Below are 15373 nucleotides of genomic sequence, written 5' to 3'. Positions count from 1 at the left end.
CGGAGTGGGGCCGGGAAATCCGGCTACCTTCCCTCCGCCGGTCTTAACCGGTTCAGGTTCAACGGGTTCGCGTGGATCGCATCTCAGCCAGCCTTGCGCTGGCACCCCGAGGTAGGGCGCAACGTAAGCGCGCGCGGCTGCGGACGCAAGGGCAAGCAGGCACAGCGTCCCTGCCCCGCGCCCCGGCCCCTCTGGCGAGTTCCCGCCAGTGGCGAGCCGCGCCGGATTTCAATGGCTTGCAACTGCGCGCGGCGCGACGCAGGCTCGATCTGGAACGGATTTGGGAGGAACCGATGCGCATTACCCTCACGGCGGCCCTGCTGGCCGCGACCGCCCTGCCCGCCTTGGCCGACACGATCGAGGCGCCGGGCAAGATCACGGCCGTGACGCTCTTTCCGCAAGGCGCGCAGGTGGTGCGGCAGGTGACGCTGGACGCCCCCGAGGGCAGCCATGACCTGCTGGTGCCGGGCTTTCCCGAGGGCACCGACATCTCGACGCTGCGCGTGTCGGGCGACGGTGTGCAGATCGGCGCGGTGAGCCTGCTCTCCGGGCGCGCGCCTGCGATCAGCGGGCAGGACAGCGCCGCAGTGAAATCTGCGCGCGATCGGTTGGCCTCGGCGCAAGAGGCGCTTGCGGAACAGGAAGACGCGGTGGCGGTGATCCGCGCCAAGGCGCAGGCCGCGCGCGACCAGATCACCTATCTCAAGAACACCGACTCGCAGGTAACCGCACCCGAACAGCTTCGCGCATTGGCACAGATGGTAGAGGATCAGATCCTCTCAGCAACGGAACGCGCAATTGCCGCCGAAGCCGAGGCGCGCCGCGCCGAAGCCGCGCTCGACCCCGCGAAAGAGGCGGTGAAGCAGGCGCAGGCGGCGCTCGATGCGCTGCTGAACCCGGCAGAGGATCACGACGTGCTGAGCGCCAAGGTGCAGGGCTCGGGAACACTGACGATCACCTCCTACGTCCAGAACGCGGGCTGGCAGCCCTCCTATGATCTGCGGCTCGACCGCGACAAGAGCGTGGTGGACATGGAGCGGTTCGTCTCGGTCCATCAGGCGACGGGCGAGGATTGGCGCGGCGTCGATCTGACCCTCTCGACGGCACGTCCCGGCGGGCGGGCGGAGCCGGGCGAAGTCTATCCGCGGCTGGCCCGGATCGGTGATCCCGATGCGCCGCCCGCGCCGGTGCCGATGAAGCGTTCCCTCGCTGCGTCCGATGGCGCTGCCTCTGCCCCGATGATGGAGGCCGCGATTAGCGACCGCGCCGATCTGCAGATGCAAGGCGAGACGGTGACCTATCATTACCCGAGCGCGGTGGACCTGCGCGACGGGGTGGACGATCTGCGCCTGAGCCTCGATTCCAAGACCCTGCCGATGGATGTCTTCGCAGAGGCCGCCCCGTTGACCGATCCGCAGGCCTATCGCGTAGCCGAGGGCAAGAACGACACCGGCGAGATCCTGTTGCCCGGTCCCGCGAACCTCTATGCCGATGGCGCGCTGGTCGGCCAGTCGCACCTGCCGATGGTCGCGGCGGGCGACGATCTGACGCTTGGCTTCGGGCCGATCGAAGGCATCCGCGTGGACCGCCGCATGCCCGACACGATGGAGGGCGACAGCGGCTTCATCTCGAAATCGAACGAGCGCCGCGAGGTGGTCGAGATCGAGGTGAAGAACCTGACGGACAAAGGCTGGCCGATGCGGGTGATCGACCGGGTGCCCTATTCCGAACAGGAAGACCTGAAGATCACGACCAAGGCGACCCCGCCTGCAAGCGAGACCGACTACGACCACCGCCGCGGCGTGCTCGCATGGCGCTTCGATCTGGGCGCAGGCGAGACCAAGACGATCCGCACCGAGACCACGCTCAGCTGGCCGACGGATCAGGTTCTGCGCTAAGGCAAGGCTTCGCGAACAGCCCCGCGCGCGGCGAAGGCCCGCGTGATCAGGCCGCGTTTCGCGGATCGGCCGCGGCGCGCAGTTTCGCGAGGAGCGCCGGCGACAGGCGCAGGAACCCGCGTGCGGGCGGCTCGGCTTTCGCTGCCTCGGGGGGCTGCGCCTCTGCACCGCTGGTCTTCTCGGTCGTCTCGGAGGCCCTCTCCTCCGGCGCGGCTTGCGGTCCCACCGCCTGCGCGGCCTGCGCTGCCGCATATTCGGCGGCAGCCGCCCGTGCCGACGCGCCCTCCGCCACGGTCGCACCCTGCCCCGCCGTTGCACCGACGATTTTGGTGCGCCCGCCATCGTCGCCCGGAAACGGCGCGCCGAACCGCAACACAAGCTCCGTCAGGCTCGGCCCAATCTCGTCGAGCAGCATCAGGAAGCGGTTGGTGGGCCATGCATGCAGCCCCAAGGCCCCGCCGCCTGCAAGCCGCAGCACGAAGCCCTCCCCCCGCAGCCGATGTTGCAGATCGAACCAGTCGCGCGCCTGATCCAGCGCCTCCTGCACCGCGTGCATTTCCGGCAGCGGCGCTTTCGTGCCGGATGTTTCGGGCGCCACCTCCTCCGCCAATCCGTCCTGCAACACGCGCCGGATCAGCTCTGCCGGGGGCAGACCGAACGCACGCGCTTCCGCCGCGATGCGGTCGATCAGATCGAGCGGCAGGCGTAGGGAGACAAGGCGATGCTGAGAATGGGAGCGGGATGCAGATTGTGGCATGGCGGGTCGAAGCTCTTTCGCATTGGCGGGGTCCCCCCAGCCTCGCGCATCAAGCTTAACAGCCAATGAACACCAGTCGAATTTCCGCCGCAGCGGAGCCGTCGGCCCCGCGCGGGGGCCAACGGGAATGGCAAAGCCTCAGAACGTCTCGAAGCGATCCGAGTCGGCGTCATACTGTTCGAGCACGCCTTCGCCGATGTCGTGGCGCAGCCCGTGCAGCGTCATCCGGTCCGCATCGAGCGCCTCGCGCACGAAGGGGAAGGTCATCAGGTTCTCGAGGCTGACTTTCACCGCCTCACGCTCGAGCGCCAGCACCTGCTGATCCTCGGGCAGCTCGCTCACGCGCTCGTAGCCCGGGCGCAGCAGGTTCAGCCAGGTGCCGACGAAGGAGCTTTTCTCCTCCAACTCCGGCGCATGGCCCGAGCACATCGCATGGCACCCTGCGACACCGCCGCAATTGGAGTGGCCGAGCACGATCAGATGCGCGACCTTCAGGCTGGTCACGGCATATTCGACTGCCGCCGAGGTGCCGTGGTGATCGCCATCGGGCGTGAATTCCGGCACGAGGTTCGCGATGTTGCGGTGGATGAAGAACTCACCCTGATCGGCGCCGAACATCGAGGTGACATGCACGCGGCTGTCGCAGCAGGCGATGATCATCGAACGCGGGCGCTGCCCTTCGGAGGCGAGGCGGCGATACCAGGCGCGGTTCTCGTCATAGGCGGTGGCGTGCCATCCTTGATAACGGCTCACAAGGTAGCTGGGCAGCGGTTTCACATGCTCTCTCATCGATCCCTCGTCTGGTGTCTGGCGTCTTATCGCTGCGTCAAATAGCGCGTTGCGCGCCGGGTTTCGAGAAGATTTTCCGGATCGCTCAACGAAATCTTGAGACCTCTCGATCACGTTACCGCCCGGGCGATGGTGAAATCAAAGGGGGTGTCGGGGTGACACAGGTGTCTCGCTTGCGCTGCAAGGAAAAGATGTCGTTGGATACGGCGCGGCTGGTGGTGCTCTATGCGGAGCTGGGACAGGACGGGGCGGAGCGGGTGATCTGCGCCACGGTCGAAGATCTCGCCTTCCATCTCAGCGCGTTGGAAGAGGCCACGAAATCCGGCCAATGCGGCAAGCTGCGCCGCGCGATCGTCGAAGTGATGGAGCTTGCCGAACAGGTCGGGCTGGTGTCGATGGTCAGCACAGCGCGCGACCTTCTGGAGTGCATCTCGGGCGGCGATGCGGTGGCGCAGGCGGCAGTGATGGCGCGGCTGGGCCGGATCGCGGAACGCTCGCTCACCGAGGTTTGGGATATCGGCAACCTGTCTTCCTGAGGCGTGATCGATCGGCCCTTGCGGGCAGGCGCGGCGGCGCTAGGCTCTGGGACGAAAGCAACCACCAGAGCCAAGGAGCCGCCCCCCATGAGCGCAGACAAGACCCCTGACGTTCCAGCCGACTTTTCCTTTCTCGCCCCGCGCCCCGCGATGCGCTTCGCCGGGGCGGACGCGCCCGCGCGTGCGCTGATCGCCGTTGCGCCCGAAGGGTTGGAGCAGGCTCTGGCCGATCTGCCTCCCGCGCAGCGCGCCTTCGTCGAGGCCACAGGGTTCAAGGCGAGCGCAGGTCAGGTCGCCCTGCTGCCCGGGCCGGATGGCGCGGAGGCGGCGCTTCTGGGCCTCGGGACTGATGCGGCACGGGCGCGCGAGCGGTTCTCTCTGACGCGGGCGGCCTCGGCCCTGCCCGAAGGCGCGTGGCGGATCGAGGGCGATCTGTCGGAAGAGTTGAAGGCGGAAACGGCGCTCGGCTGGTTGCTCGCGGGCTATCGGTTCGGTCGCTATGCCGAGGCCGCGCCGCCGAAAGCGCGGCTGGTCTGCCCGGAGGGCTTGAATGCGGCGCAGATCGAAGCCGTGGCCGAGGGCGAGGCCTTCACCCGCGACCTGATCAACACCCCCGCCTCAGATATGGGCCCTGACGAGCTGGAGGGCGCAGCTCGACTGCTCGCCGAGCGTCACGGCGCAGAGGCCAAGGTGATCAAGGGCGACGACCTTCTGACGCAGAACTTCCCGATGATCCACGCGGTGGGCCGCGCCTCGCCCCGTGCGCCGCGGCTGATCGAACTGGGCTGGGGCAGCGAAGGACCGGCGCTGACGCTCGTCGGCAAGGGCGTCTGTTTCGACACGGGCGGGCTGAACCTCAAGCCCGGCGCCTCGATGGGGCTGATGAAGAAGGATATGGGCGGCTCGGCCACCGTGCTGGGGCTTGCGCATATGATCATGGCGACGGGCGCGAAGCTACGCCTGCGGGTGCTGGTCCCGGCGGTGGAGAACTCGGTCGGCGGCGACAGTTTCCGCCCCGGCGACATTCTGACCAGCCGCAAGGGGCTGACCGTCGAGATCAACAATACCGATGCCGAGGGGCGGCTGGTGCTGGCCGATGCGCTGGCCTATGCCGATGAGACCCCGCCCGACCTGATGGTCTGCATGGCGACGCTGACGGGAGCGGCGCGGGTCGCTTTGGGGCCGGACATCCACCCGTTCTACACCGATGACGAGGGCGTCGCGCAGGCTTTGGCGACGGCTTCGGGCGCGGTGGCCGATCCGCTCTGGCGGATGCCGTTCTGGGCGCCCTACGAGGCGAAGATCGAACCCGGCATCGCCGATCTCGACAATGCCCCATCGGGTGGCATGGCAGGTTCGATCACCGCGGCGCTGTTCCTGCGCCGCTTCGTGACCGAGACAAAGCGCTTCGCCCATTTCGACATCTACGGCTGGCAACCCGCCGCGGCCCCCGCCCGACCGAAAGGCGGGGTCGGCCAAGGCGCGCGGGCGATCTTTGCCGCTCTGCCCGAGGTGCTGAAATGACCGACCGTCGCCGCCTGCCCTATTCAGGCGAGATCGCGCTGGAAGCCCTGCGCGGGCAGGTCGAGGCGGAAGGTTTCACCCACGGCATGCCCGCGCGGATCGTCGTGCCCGTGACCGATCTCTGCCCCGAGCCCGGAAGCTTGCGCGACCGGCAGCTTCTTTTTGGCGCCGCGGTGACTGTGATCGACCAGCGCGACGGCTTCGCCTTCGTTCAGGCCGCATGGGATGGCTATTGTGGCTGGATCGCCGCCGATACCTTCGGCACGCCCGAACCTGCCACCCATGTCGTGACCGCACCCGCCACGCATGTCTATCGCGAGGCGGCGATCAAGCGCGGCGAGGCGATGCAGCTCTCGATGGGCGCGCATCTGTCAGTGACCGGGGACGACGGCATGTTCGCCGTGACCGCCGAGGGCTTCGTGCCGCGCCAGCATCTGCGCGCGCTCAATCAGCCCGAGGACGATCCGGTCGCGGTGGCCGAGCGATTGCTCGGCACGCCCTATCTCTGGGGCGGCAACAGCCGTGCGGGGATCGACTGTTCGGGTCTGGTGCAGATCGGTTTCGCGCTGTGCGGGCAGTCCGTGCCGGGCGACAGCGACCTGCAATGGGCGGAGATGGGCGAGACCGTGCCGGAGGGCGCGCCCCTGAAGCGTGGCGATCTGCTGTTCTGGAAAGGCCATGTGGCGCTCGCCTGCGATGGCGAGACGATGATCCACGCCAACGGCCAAACGATGAGCGTGGCCCATGAGGGCATCGAGGCCGCCAAGGCGCGGATCGCGGCGGCGGGCGAAGGGCCGTATCTGGGGGTGAAGCGGGTCGCGCGGTAAGGCTTTGTAGCGCGGGGCGACCAGCCCCGGGCCGCCCGACCCTCCCCCCCGGGAGGGCGCATTGGCGATGGCCTCGCGGGCAAACTCGACATGCGGGCTTGCGAGATTAAGCGCCCAGCCACAGGCGGAGCAAAGCGCCCACCCGAGGCTCGGGCGCGTCCCTTCTCGCCTCATCCCAAAAGAAAACGCCCGATCTTCCGACCGGGCGTTTCCCAAATCCAAAAAGGCCGAACGCTCAGCCCTTCTTGAGCACGCGCTTGCCCAGCGTCTCGGCAATCTGCACCGCGTTCAGGGCCGCGCCCTTGCGCAGGTTGTCCGACACGCACCAGATGTTCAGGCCGTTCTCGATGGTCGAGTCCTGACGGATGCGCGAGATGAAGGTGGCGAAATCGCCGACGCACTCGACCGGGGTGATGTAGCCGCCATCTTCGCGCTTGTCGACGACCATGATGCCGGGCGCCTCGCGCAGGATGTCGCGCGCTTCGTCCTCGTCGAGGAAGTCCTCAAACTCGATATTGATCGCTTCGGCATGGCCCACGAAGACCGGAACGCGCACGCAGGTCGCGGTCAGCTTGATCGCCGGGTCGACGATCTTCTTCGTCTCGGCGACCATCTTCCACTCTTCCTTGGTGGACCCGTCATCGAGGAACACGTCGATATGCGGGATCACGTTGAAAGCGATCTGCTTCGGATAGACCTTCGGCTCCACTTCCTGACCGGGGACATACATGCCCTTGGTCTGGTTCCAAAGCTCGTCGATCGCCTCTTTGCCCGAGCCCGACACCGACTGGTAGGTCGAGACCACGACGCGCTTGATCTTGGCGCGGTCATGCAGCGGCTTGAGCGCCACGACCATCTGCGCGGTCGAGCAGTTCGGGTTCGCGATGATGTTTTTCTTCGCGTAACCGTCGACGGCTTCCGGGTTCACCTCCGGCACGACCAGCGGCACGTCCGGGTCGTAGCGGTAGAGCGACGAGTTATCGATCACGATGCAGCCCTGCTTGGCGGCAATGGGCGCGTATTTCTTCGTGGCGTCCGAGCCGATCGCGAACAGCGCGATGTCGTAGCCGGTGAAGTCGAACCCATCGATATCTTTAGTCTTCAGGGTCTGATCGCCAAAGCTGACCTCTGTGCCGAGGCTCCGGCGCGACGCGAGCGGCACCAGTTCATCGACCGGGAACTGGCGCTCGGCCAGGATGTTCAGCATTTCGCGGCCCACGTTCCCCGTGGCGCCCGCAACGACGACTTTATAGCCCATGAGGACCTCCTTGCTCGAATAGAACGCGGCTTCCTACCGCTTTACGTCAGGAAATGAAAGAGGCTCGACGCGCAGTCAGTTCCGAATGATGCGCGGATCGGAAGCAAGAAACCCGCCAACCATCTCCGCTTCCGCGGCGAAATCATGCGGCACCTTGTCGGCCGAGCGCCGCCCCGAAAGCGAAAGCGAGGCGAAGAAATCGAAGCCATAGAGGTCGAGCCGCGCCAGATCCGAGCGCAGGAGCATCTCGATCAGCATCGCGCCGGTCGTGGGTTGCGCGCCGAGCTTGAGCTTCAGCCCCTCGTAGTCCTCCAGCGGATGCAGGTAGAAACCGGGGCTGGTGGCGGTCTGCCAATCGAGCCGCTTGCGCTTATGGCTCATCCACAGGATGCGCGAAGGGGCGAGGCGGGCGCGCTCGGCCTCGGGTAGCGAGGTCGCAAGCGCCAGCCAGTCGGTGCGCGTGCCGTGGCTCGTGGCCGAGGGCATCGGCGCGCGGTTGATCCGGATCACCACGTCATGCGCGTCGATCTCCGCCCCCGCCTGCCCCTCGGCCAGCGCACGCGCATTGCCGACAAGCGCGACGGATTTGCCTGCCAGATCGCCCAGCAAAGCCTTTTGCGAGACGGAGAGCGCGGCCAGCGGGGCCTCGCGCCGCAGCGTGCGATTGATCAGAAATCCGAGCCGGGTCATGCGATGGGTTTAGCTCATGCCATCGCCGCTGTCGCGGGCGAAAACGTAGAAAACCAGCCCGATCATCAGCGGCGCAAGGAAGAACGCAAAGAGCAGCCCATAGGCCACTGCGGGCGTGTGCCCCACCGAGACCGCATCGAAAACCGGCCGCGAGGCGAATTGCATCGCAGCCACCCCCATAATCGAGAACATGTTGTGCAGCGTCACGCCCCGGCCCGTCAAATGCGGCGGGTAGAAGGTGCGGCCATGCGCCATGATCACCGGGAAGGACGCGCCGAAGAAGCCGATCGCGGCCAGAAGAACCGTCGCCAGCCACAGCGACTGCCCCGGCAGGACGAAAAGCACCGCCAAGGCCACGGCCAGCACCGCATTGCCGTAAAGCGCGACCCGCTTGTGGCTGCCGAAAATCTTGTCCGCCGGGCCATAGGCGAAATTGCCCGCGATCATCGCGAGGCCCATCACCAACGTCACCTTGCCGATCAGCTGCGCATCGGCTCCGAAGACATCGGCCAGATAGGAGCCCGCCCAGACGCCACGGATCCCGGCGGCGGCGGTGTAATTCGCGACCGTCAGCGGCAGCAGCACCCAGAAGCCCGGCAGGCGCAGCACGTCGAGCGCGGTGCCCCGGCGGCCTGCAGGCTGCTCAACCCGCTCGGGGTCGCGCGCAAGCCACAGGATCAGCGCCGCCACCAGCAGCGTCAGCGCCGAGAGCGCCCAAAGCGTCTGACGCCAGCCGAAAGCCTCGATGGAGGCCGCAAGAGGGGCCGCGCCCGCGAGGTTACCAAGGCTCCCCGCCCCGATCATCGAGGCCGCAAGCGTGCCGAACAGCGCCGGCTTGAAGCTGCGCGCGAAGATGAAATAGCTGCCCACCAGCACCGGCGCGCAGCCCGCCCCGATCAGGATCATCGCGATGTGGATGCCCATCGGCCCCTGCGCCATCGCGAAGACGGCAGCGCCGCCGCCACCGCCAAGCGCCATCAGCACGCCCACGGTGCGGCGCGGGCCGATCCGGTCCAGCGCCTCGCCGATCGGGATCTGGATCAGCGCAAACGCCCCGTACCAAAGCCCCAGAGACACGGCGAGATCGCCCGGCGTCACGCCGATTTCCTTGCCCAGAACGGGTGTCAGAACGGCCAAACAGGTGCGGTAGAACTGGCTCAGAAGATAGGCGCCCACAAGCGAGGCGATCGAGATATACATGCGGGGGCTCCTTCGCGCGCACGCTCGCCCAAGGCGCGGGCAATGGCAAGAGCACATGACCGAGTGCATTCGCGCGCCCGCCCCTTGTCTTGGCCCCGGCACAGGATCAGGATAAGGGCGCATGACGGACGAGTGCGAGGGATGCCCGAATGGAACTGACCCGCCTGATGATGCGCCTCTATTTCGACAAGGCGATGCTGGGCCCCGGCAAGGTGCGGCTGCTGGAAGAAATCGCCGAACACGGCTCGATCTCCGCGGCGGGGCGCGCGATGAAAATGAGCTACAAACGTGCATGGTCGCTGGTCGAAGAGATGAATGCCGGTTTCAAGTCGCCGCTGGTGGATCGCGCGCGCGGCGGGGCGAAGGGCGGCGGCGCGTCGCTGACGCCCGAGGGCGAAGCGGTCCTCGCAGCCTATCGCCGGTTGGAGGAGAAAGCCCGCGAGGCGGGCAGCGAAGAGATCGCTCTAATCGGCTCGATGGTCGCCGACTGAGGTCCCCAAGGTCCTTGCGCCGGATCAATGCGCATCGAACTAAGGTTCGCGCATCCTGCTGGAAGTCGCCAGTAACGGACCAAGACCATGTTCGATCTTTCGAAGAAGATTGCCGCGCGCGTTGCAACTCTCGGGCTCGCAGCCGCGCTTGCGGCCTGTATGCCGAGCGGCACCTCGGACGCCCAGACGCTCGCCTCGAAGGTGGAGACCCTGCGCGCCTATGACCTCGCCATGGTGGACGGCAAAGCGCCCGCGCGGGCGATCCGCTTCTATATCGGAGATAATTCGCGCTTCGCCGTCTGCGGGCATTGCCTCTGCGTGACCGGGGTGATGTTCGCCCCCTACCCCGCGCTTGGCATCCGGCCGACCTCGGCCTCGCCCACATTCGCCTGCGAGCAGGAGACGCCAGAGTTCAAGGCCGATGCGGGCCTCGCGCAGCTGTTCTTCGACATGACGCAGGCGCAGGTCGAAGGCGCGGCGGTCACCTTCACCGGCAGCGGCGATCATGTGATGGTGTTCCAGCGCGGCGGCAGCGATCTCACCCCGCCGTAAGCTCTCGCATAGCAAAAAGCGCGGGAGGTGATCCCCCCGCGCCCGTCATTTTCACCGATGGTAGATGCCTCAGGCGTCGACCGTCTCGACCTGCTTGACCTCCGACTTCGTCGGGCCTGCAATCTCGATCCGGCGCGGCTTCAGCGCCTCGGGCACTTCGCGGACGAGATCGAGGTGGAGCATCCCGTCTTCATGGGTGGCCCCGGTGACCTTCACATGATCGGCCAGCGCGAAGCGGCGCTCGAAAGCGCGGGTCGCGATGCCACGATGCAGGTAGGTGCGGCCGGAATCGTCTTCGGCCTTGCGACCGGTCACGATCAGCGCGCCGTCTTTTAGCTCGACAGTCAGCTCGTCCGACCCGAAACCTGCGACGGCGATCGAGATGCGATAGGCATTCTCGTCGGTCTTCTCGATATTGTAGGGCGGATAGGTCGGCTGGGCGAGATCGCTGGTCAGCGCACGGTCCATCATGTCAGCCACGCGGTCGAAGCCCACGGTGGCGCGGTAAAGGGGCGAAAGATCAAAGTTTCGCATATCATCATCCTCTCTTGAGCGATGGTTATGAGACCCGCCCCTTTCCGGGGCCGGGCAGTTAAGCGCCAGAACCCTCATCAGGCATTCCGGCACTCATAAATTTGGGAAATCTCTCGCGACGTTTCAAGAGGTACGCCGCTTCGGGCCAAGCCCTTAGGGACGCAGGAATTTCGCCCCGGTTGCGCCCCCGCCAGACAGGATGCGCGGCTGGCCCTGCGCGGGCTCCGTGCGGCGGATTTGCGGCGCGGCGAAAGCGCTGGGGGATACGGCGCGGATCACGCCCCGCCCCGAGCGCAGCGCGGATTTCAGCTGCGCGACGATCGCGGGCAATTCCATCCCATAGGCGCGCGAGACGCCATTCTTGCGCGAGCCCGAGGAGACCAGCGACACGATCTGCGCCCGCCCGCCTGCCGCCAGCCCCGAGCGGTCGAAAACCGGCGCGCCCGAAGAGCCGTGATCGACATCGCAATCGAACCCGATCAACCCCTTGGCCTGCCCGAACACGCGGCACGCCTTTTGCCAGGACAGCGCATCGGCCCGGCCCTGCGCGTAAGATACGACCGACACCTCGCCCCCCGCGGCAGGCACCGCCCCCACGCGGAAGGGCGCCGCGACAGAGGTCGGGATCGGCGCGGAAAGCTGCAGAAGGGCGACGTCATGGCGCACGGTGTCCACCGAGAGCGGCACGAACGGGTTATATTCCGGATCGGCGACCATCGCGGCGACCGGGCGCGCGGCGATCTCCGCCCCGTCGGTTTGGGCTGCGGCAAAGCCAAGCGTCGCGGGGTCGCGCGGACCTTTGGCGCGTCGGTCGAAGATGCAATGGCCCGCCGTAAGTACCAGATCGGGTGCGATCAGAACGCCGGTGCAGTAGCCGTCAGCGCCGATGGTGACCTTGCCCACGGCCTCCCAGCCGAAGAGATCTGCACGCTGCGACAGCCGGTCGAGCGCGGAATTGCGCGCCTCCTGCGCCTCGCCCATGCCGCCCAGCAAAGCCAGAGCCACAACTCCCACGATGATCCGCCGAATGCCCATCGCGCTTACTTCGCCTTGATGAATTTTGCCCCGCCCGCGCGAATTTCGCGGGTGGTGGCGACGTTGTCACGGCTCTCGATAGCCTGCCGCAGATCGGCGACCCCATTGGCCAGCGCCCCGATCGAGACCGGGCGCGCGCCCATCTGGGCCTTGGCGGAGACCACCGAGACGATCTCGGGGCGACCATTGGCAAAGCTGAAGACCGGCGAGCCCGAGGCCCCGAAATCGGCCGAGCAGCTCATCACCACCGTCGCGCCTGCACGTTCCAGCACCGAGCAATCGCGTTGCAGCGACGGCGCCTCCGAGCGGCCCTGCGCATAGGACAGAACGCCCACTTCCTCGCCGCGATAGGGCGCGCTGCGCGACACCTCAAAGGGCTGAAGCTGCGGCAGGCGGATCGGCTGGGCGAGCTTGATCAGCGCCAGATCGAATTCCGAACGCTTCACGCCGACCGGCCCACCGTAGTGATAGGAGGGATGCAGCACCGCGCGCGACACCTTGCGATAGGCCTCGGCGCGCCCGTTGCGCCAGCCCGCGCGAAACTCGATTTCGCGCGCATCGATCAGCGCGCCGCTGCGCTTGTCATAGAGGCAATGCCCCGCCGTCAGCACCAGATCAGGCGCGATCAGCGTGCCCGTGCAAAAGCTGCCATGGCCCAGATCGAGCCGCCCCACCGCCTGCCAGCCGCGCGTATCGTCGCCGGTCTCCAGCGCGCGCAAGGGCGTCGCATGGGTGATCGTCTCGGCCCGCGCCAGCACAGGCAGCGCGGTCAGACAGGCAAGAGCGAAAGCAAGAAGGCGCATCGGGGCTCCGAAGATTGCGGGGCGTTTGATCTTGCGTAGCGCCCCGATGCGGCCAGATTGTGGCGTGGATCAGGCCTGCGCAAGCGCTGGCGGCTTCGGCCCGCCCGTAGCCCAGTCCAAAAGTTCGACAGTGTGGACAACGGGCACCTCGGTGCCGCCACCGATCTGCACCATGCAGCCGATATTACCTGCCGCGATCACCTCGGGCTGCTTCGCCTCGAGCGTCGCCACCTTGCGCTTCTTCAGCTCGTCGGAAATCTCCGGCTGCAGCAGGTTGTAGGTGCCGGCCGAGCCGCAGCACAGATGGCTGTCGGCAGGCTCGACCACCTCGAACCCGGCTTGTTTCAGCAGGTCCTTCGGCGCGGATTTGATCTGCTGGCCATGCTGGAGCGAACACGCCGCGTGATAGGCGACACGCATCCCGCCCTGGCCCTCAGGCAGACCGATCTTCACGAGGAATTCCGACACGTCACAGGCCAGACCTGCAACCTTTGCGGCCTCCTCGGCCATCGGGTCGTTGCGGAAGATATGCCCGTAATCCTTCACCGTGGTGCCGCAGCCCGAGGTGTTGATGATCACCGCATCCAGATTGCCCTCGCTCAGATAGGCACGGATGTTACGCGCGGCCTGCGAATGGCTCTCGTCCTCGCGTCCCATGTGATGCGAAAGCGCCCCGCAGCAGCCCAGTTTCTTCGGGATCACCACTTCGCAGCCCAGCCGCCGCAGCAGCCGGATCGTCGCGTCGTTGATATCGGTGTTGAGCGCCCGCTGCGCGCAGCCGATCTGCAGCGCAACGCGGTATTTCTTCTCGCCCATCGGGGCGAAGACCTGCGCATCGTCATTGCGGCTGACCGGCGGGATGGTCTTGGGCGCCATGCCCACCATCGCGCGCAGCCGCTTGTCCGGCAGCAGCCCTGCGAAGGGTTTTGCCAGTTTCGCCCCACCCATCGCCAGACGGAAGCGCCCCGGATAGGGCACGATCTTCGCCAGCGTCCAGCGCAGCAGCCGGTCCATCATTGGCCGCTTGTAGGTCTTCTCGACATGGGCGCGCGCGTGGTCGATCAGATGCATGTAATGCACGCCCGAGGGGCAGGTCGTCATGCAGGCGAGGCAGCTCAGGCAGCGGTCGAGATGCTTGACCGTCTTCTCATCCGCAGGCCGGTCATTCTCCAGCATGTCCTTGATCAGGTAGATGCGCCCGCGCGGGCTGTCCAACTCGTCGCCCAGCACCTGATAGGAGGGGCAGGTCGCCGTGCAAAACCCGCAATGGACGCAGGCGCGCAGGATCTCGTTGGAGCGCGCGACGCCGGGATCCTTCAGCTGTTCGGGCGAAAAATTCGTCTGCATCAGCCCATCCTTCCGGGGTTCAGAATACCTTTGGGGTCGAATTGCGCCCGCAGCGCGGTGGTCAGCGTGGCGATCGGCGCGGGTTCGGGCTCGAAGGTCACGCCCGCCGCGCCGCGCATGCAGGTCGCGTGGCCGGTATAGGGCGAGGCCAACGCACGGGCGTCGCTGCCTTCGGGCAGAAGCGCCCAGATCAGCCCGCCACCCCAGTCGAGCAGCACCTCGCCGCCGAGCCTTGCCACGATGTCAGAGGCCTCCGAAGGCTTCACCGAGAGCCGCCACAGATCGCCCTCCTTGCCGATGAACGGCTCCAGATCGCGCAGGCTGGCCCAGATCGCGGCCGAGCCCTCTTCCTCGACCTGCACCGGGCCGAATGGCTCCATCAGCTTGCGCAACTGCTCCGCCCGGTAGGCGACGGATTCGGCCAGCCCCTCGACCCGCACCACCGCGCCGACACCGGGCAACCAGCCCGCGCCGGACACGTCGAAGGGCGAGCCCAAACCCGCCGCCAGAGCCACCTGCGCGGCCCCTGCGGGCAAGTCGATCACAACCGTCGCCTGAGACGGCGCGGCAGGCAGCAGCTTGAAGGCCACCTCGCTCATCACCCCGAGCGTGCCCCAACTTCCGGCCATCAGCTTCACCAGATCGTAGCCGGTGACGTTCTTCATCACCCGGCCACCGTTCTTCACGATCTGCCCGCGCCCATCGACGAAACGCGTCCCGATCAGGCTGTCGCGACAGGCCCCGGCCTGCACCCGACGCGGCCCCGAGACATTGGCGGCCACGACACCGCCCACGGTGCTCGTGCCCGGGGCACCCAGAACCGGCCCCCAATTCGCAGGCTCGAAAGGCAGGCGCTGGCCTTCGGCGGCAATCGCCGCCTCGACTTCGGCCAGAGGCGTCCCCGCGCCCACGACCAGCGTCAGCGCGCCCGGCTCGTAGAGCGTGATGCCCGAAATCCCGACTTCCAGCGGCTCTCCCAGACACCGGCCCACAGGCCGCGTACCGCCTCCGCGCACCGCCAGCGCGCCACCCGCATCCCGGACGGCCTCGGCCAGCTGCGCCTCGCTCTCAACTCTCATAAAATCTGCCTTCCTCTTGGCAAAAATATCCCGGGGGCTCGCGTCAGCGAGCG

At 66.9% G+C, this 15373-nt stretch carries 16 protein-coding genes and 1 riboswitch; of the genes, 6 read left to right on the top strand and 10 right to left on the bottom strand.

The window, feature by feature from the left end; genetic code table 11:
- Nucleotides 1–12 precede the first annotated feature (12 nt).
- Nucleotides 13–119: riboswitch (TPP riboswitch) on the bottom strand.
- Between the two features lie 174 nt (nt 120–293).
- Nucleotides 294–1898, top strand: coding sequence for a DUF4139 domain-containing protein (locus F8R15_RS12855; protein ID WP_152844833.1), 1605 nt, complete (start codon nt 294–296; stop codon nt 1896–1898).
- 46 nt (nt 1899–1944) lie between these two features.
- Here F8R15_RS12855 and F8R15_RS12850 read toward each other — a convergent pair whose 3' ends face one another.
- Both F8R15_RS12850 and F8R15_RS12845 read right to left on the bottom strand, forming a co-directional pair.
- The gene (locus F8R15_RS12850; protein WP_152844832.1) at nt 1945–2655 is read right to left on the bottom strand and encodes a hypothetical protein; all 711 of its coding nucleotides are present in this window, start codon (nt 2653–2655) and stop codon (nt 1945–1947) included.
- A gap of 138 nt (nt 2656–2793) precedes the next feature.
- Complete coding sequence (locus tag F8R15_RS12845; RefSeq protein ID WP_083078176.1) at nt 2794–3444, bottom strand: carbonic anhydrase; 651 nt, start codon at nt 3442–3444, stop codon at nt 2794–2796.
- A gap of 191 nt (nt 3445–3635) precedes the next feature.
- Here F8R15_RS12845 and F8R15_RS12840 point away from each other — a divergent pair, with 191 nt between their 5' ends.
- The 3 genes from F8R15_RS12840 (at nt 3636) to F8R15_RS12830 (ending at nt 6331) form a co-directional block, all read left to right on the top strand.
- On the top strand, nt 3636–3980 hold the full coding sequence (locus tag F8R15_RS12840) for a hypothetical protein (RefSeq protein ID WP_078542791.1): 345 nt from the start codon (nt 3636–3638) through the stop codon (nt 3978–3980).
- Nucleotides 3981–4130: 150 nt separating this feature from the next.
- On the top strand, nt 4131–5504 hold the full coding sequence (locus tag F8R15_RS12835) for a M17 family metallopeptidase (protein ID WP_152844991.1): 1374 nt from the start codon (nt 4131–4133) through the stop codon (nt 5502–5504).
- A complete protein-coding gene (locus F8R15_RS12830; RefSeq protein ID WP_152844831.1) occupies nt 5501–6331 on the top strand; it encodes a C40 family peptidase in 831 nt (276 codons plus the stop codon). The genes F8R15_RS12835 and F8R15_RS12830 overlap by 4 nt, the downstream gene beginning before the upstream one ends.
- Before the next feature lie 235 nt (nt 6332–6566).
- On the opposite strand, the gene F8R15_RS12825 is transcribed toward F8R15_RS12830, so the two are convergent.
- From F8R15_RS12825 to F8R15_RS12815, 3 genes are all read right to left on the bottom strand, one after another.
- Nucleotides 6567–7589: an aspartate-semialdehyde dehydrogenase gene (locus F8R15_RS12825; RefSeq protein ID WP_152844830.1), complete on the bottom strand. Its 1023-nt coding sequence runs from the start codon at nt 7587–7589 to the stop codon at nt 6567–6569.
- Nucleotides 7590–7664: 75 nt separating this feature from the next.
- Nucleotides 7665–8279 (bottom strand): glycosyltransferase family 29 protein, encoded by a 615-nt coding sequence (locus F8R15_RS12820; RefSeq protein WP_152844829.1) that lies wholly within the window; start codon nt 8277–8279, stop codon nt 7665–7667.
- Between the two features lie 9 nt (nt 8280–8288).
- Entirely contained in the window at nt 8289–9479 is a 1191-nt protein-coding gene (locus tag F8R15_RS12815) for an MFS transporter (protein WP_078520189.1), read from the bottom strand.
- A gap of 149 nt (nt 9480–9628) precedes the next feature.
- On the opposite strand from F8R15_RS12815, the gene F8R15_RS12810 reads away from it, so the two are divergent.
- Nucleotides 9629–9970 carry a winged helix-turn-helix domain-containing protein gene (locus F8R15_RS12810; RefSeq protein ID WP_253732576.1) on the top strand — a complete coding sequence of 114 codons (342 nt, stop codon included), beginning with the start codon at nt 9629–9631 and terminating at the stop codon, nt 9968–9970.
- An 87-nt stretch (nt 9971–10057) separates the two neighbouring features.
- The gene (locus F8R15_RS12805; protein ID WP_152844828.1) at nt 10058–10522 is read left to right on the top strand and encodes a hypothetical protein; all 465 of its coding nucleotides are present in this window, start codon (nt 10058–10060) and stop codon (nt 10520–10522) included.
- A 69-nt stretch (nt 10523–10591) separates the two neighbouring features.
- Here the strand turns inward: F8R15_RS12805 and F8R15_RS12800 are convergent, their stop codons facing one another.
- The 5 genes from F8R15_RS12800 to F8R15_RS12780 all read right to left on the bottom strand — a co-directional run bounded on the left by F8R15_RS12800 (nt 10592) and on the right by F8R15_RS12780 (nt 15320).
- A complete protein-coding gene (locus F8R15_RS12800; RefSeq protein ID WP_152844827.1) occupies nt 10592–11056 on the bottom strand; it encodes an Hsp20 family protein in 465 nt (154 codons plus the stop codon).
- A gap of 153 nt (nt 11057–11209) precedes the next feature.
- Complete coding sequence (locus F8R15_RS12795; RefSeq protein ID WP_253732574.1) at nt 11210–12091, bottom strand: serine protease; 882 nt, start codon at nt 12089–12091, stop codon at nt 11210–11212.
- Nucleotides 12092–12096: 5 nt separating this feature from the next.
- On the bottom strand, nt 12097–12894 hold the full coding sequence (locus tag F8R15_RS12790; RefSeq protein WP_078606291.1) for a serine protease: 798 nt from the start codon (nt 12892–12894) through the stop codon (nt 12097–12099).
- Between the two features lie 69 nt (nt 12895–12963).
- Nucleotides 12964–14241 carry a glycolate oxidase subunit GlcF gene (glcF, locus tag F8R15_RS12785; protein ID WP_152844826.1) on the bottom strand — a complete coding sequence of 426 codons (1278 nt, stop codon included), beginning with the start codon at nt 14239–14241 and terminating at the stop codon, nt 12964–12966.
- Nucleotides 14241–15320: an FAD-binding protein gene (locus F8R15_RS12780; protein ID WP_152844825.1), complete on the bottom strand. Its 1080-nt coding sequence runs from the start codon at nt 15318–15320 to the stop codon at nt 14241–14243. Before F8R15_RS12780 ends, glcF begins: the two co-directional genes overlap by 1 nt.
- Nucleotides 15321–15373: the final 53 nt, after the last annotated feature.

The organism is Thioclava sp. JE_KL1 (genome assembly GCF_009296265.1).
Lineage (GTDB): Bacteria > Pseudomonadota > Alphaproteobacteria > Rhodobacterales > Rhodobacteraceae > Thioclava.
This window is presented reverse-complemented; position numbering and strand designations above follow the sequence as displayed.

Excerpts from the sequence above, each read along its gene's own strand:
- F8R15_RS12855 (WP_152844833.1), top strand. The coding sequence starts at position 294 with ATGCGCATTACCCTCACGGCGGCCCTGCTGGCCGCGACCGCCCTGCCC.
- F8R15_RS12850 (WP_152844832.1), bottom strand. The coding sequence starts at position 2,655 with ATGCCACAATCTGCATCCCGCTCCCATTCTCAGCATCGCCTTGTCTCC.
- F8R15_RS12845 (WP_083078176.1), bottom strand. The coding sequence starts at position 3,444 with ATGAGAGAGCATGTGAAACCGCTGCCCAGCTACCTTGTGAGCCGTTAT.
- F8R15_RS12840 (WP_078542791.1), top strand. The coding sequence starts at position 3,636 with ATGTCGTTGGATACGGCGCGGCTGGTGGTGCTCTATGCGGAGCTGGGA.
- F8R15_RS12835 (WP_152844991.1), top strand. The coding sequence starts at position 4,131 with ATGCGCTTCGCCGGGGCGGACGCGCCCGCGCGTGCGCTGATCGCCGTT.
- F8R15_RS12830 (WP_152844831.1), top strand. The coding sequence starts at position 5,501 with ATGACCGACCGTCGCCGCCTGCCCTATTCAGGCGAGATCGCGCTGGAA.
- F8R15_RS12825 (WP_152844830.1), bottom strand. The coding sequence starts at position 7,589 with ATGGGCTATAAAGTCGTCGTTGCGGGCGCCACGGGGAACGTGGGCCGC.
- F8R15_RS12820 (WP_152844829.1), bottom strand. The coding sequence starts at position 8,279 with ATGACCCGGCTCGGATTTCTGATCAATCGCACGCTGCGGCGCGAGGCC.
- F8R15_RS12815 (WP_078520189.1), bottom strand. The coding sequence starts at position 9,479 with ATGTATATCTCGATCGCCTCGCTTGTGGGCGCCTATCTTCTGAGCCAG.
- F8R15_RS12810 (WP_253732576.1), top strand. The coding sequence starts at position 9,629 with ATGGAACTGACCCGCCTGATGATGCGCCTCTATTTCGACAAGGCGATG.
- F8R15_RS12805 (WP_152844828.1), top strand. The coding sequence starts at position 10,058 with ATGTTCGATCTTTCGAAGAAGATTGCCGCGCGCGTTGCAACTCTCGGG.
- F8R15_RS12800 (WP_152844827.1), bottom strand. The coding sequence starts at position 11,056 with ATGCGAAACTTTGATCTTTCGCCCCTTTACCGCGCCACCGTGGGCTTC.
- F8R15_RS12795 (WP_253732574.1), bottom strand. The coding sequence starts at position 12,091 with ATGGGCATTCGGCGGATCATCGTGGGAGTTGTGGCTCTGGCTTTGCTG.
- F8R15_RS12790 (WP_078606291.1), bottom strand. The coding sequence starts at position 12,894 with ATGCGCCTTCTTGCTTTCGCTCTTGCCTGTCTGACCGCGCTGCCTGTG.
- glcF (WP_152844826.1), bottom strand. The coding sequence starts at position 14,241 with ATGCAGACGAATTTTTCGCCCGAACAGCTGAAGGATCCCGGCGTCGCG.
- F8R15_RS12780 (WP_152844825.1), bottom strand. The coding sequence starts at position 15,320 with ATGAGAGTTGAGAGCGAGGCGCAGCTGGCCGAGGCCGTCCGGGATGCG.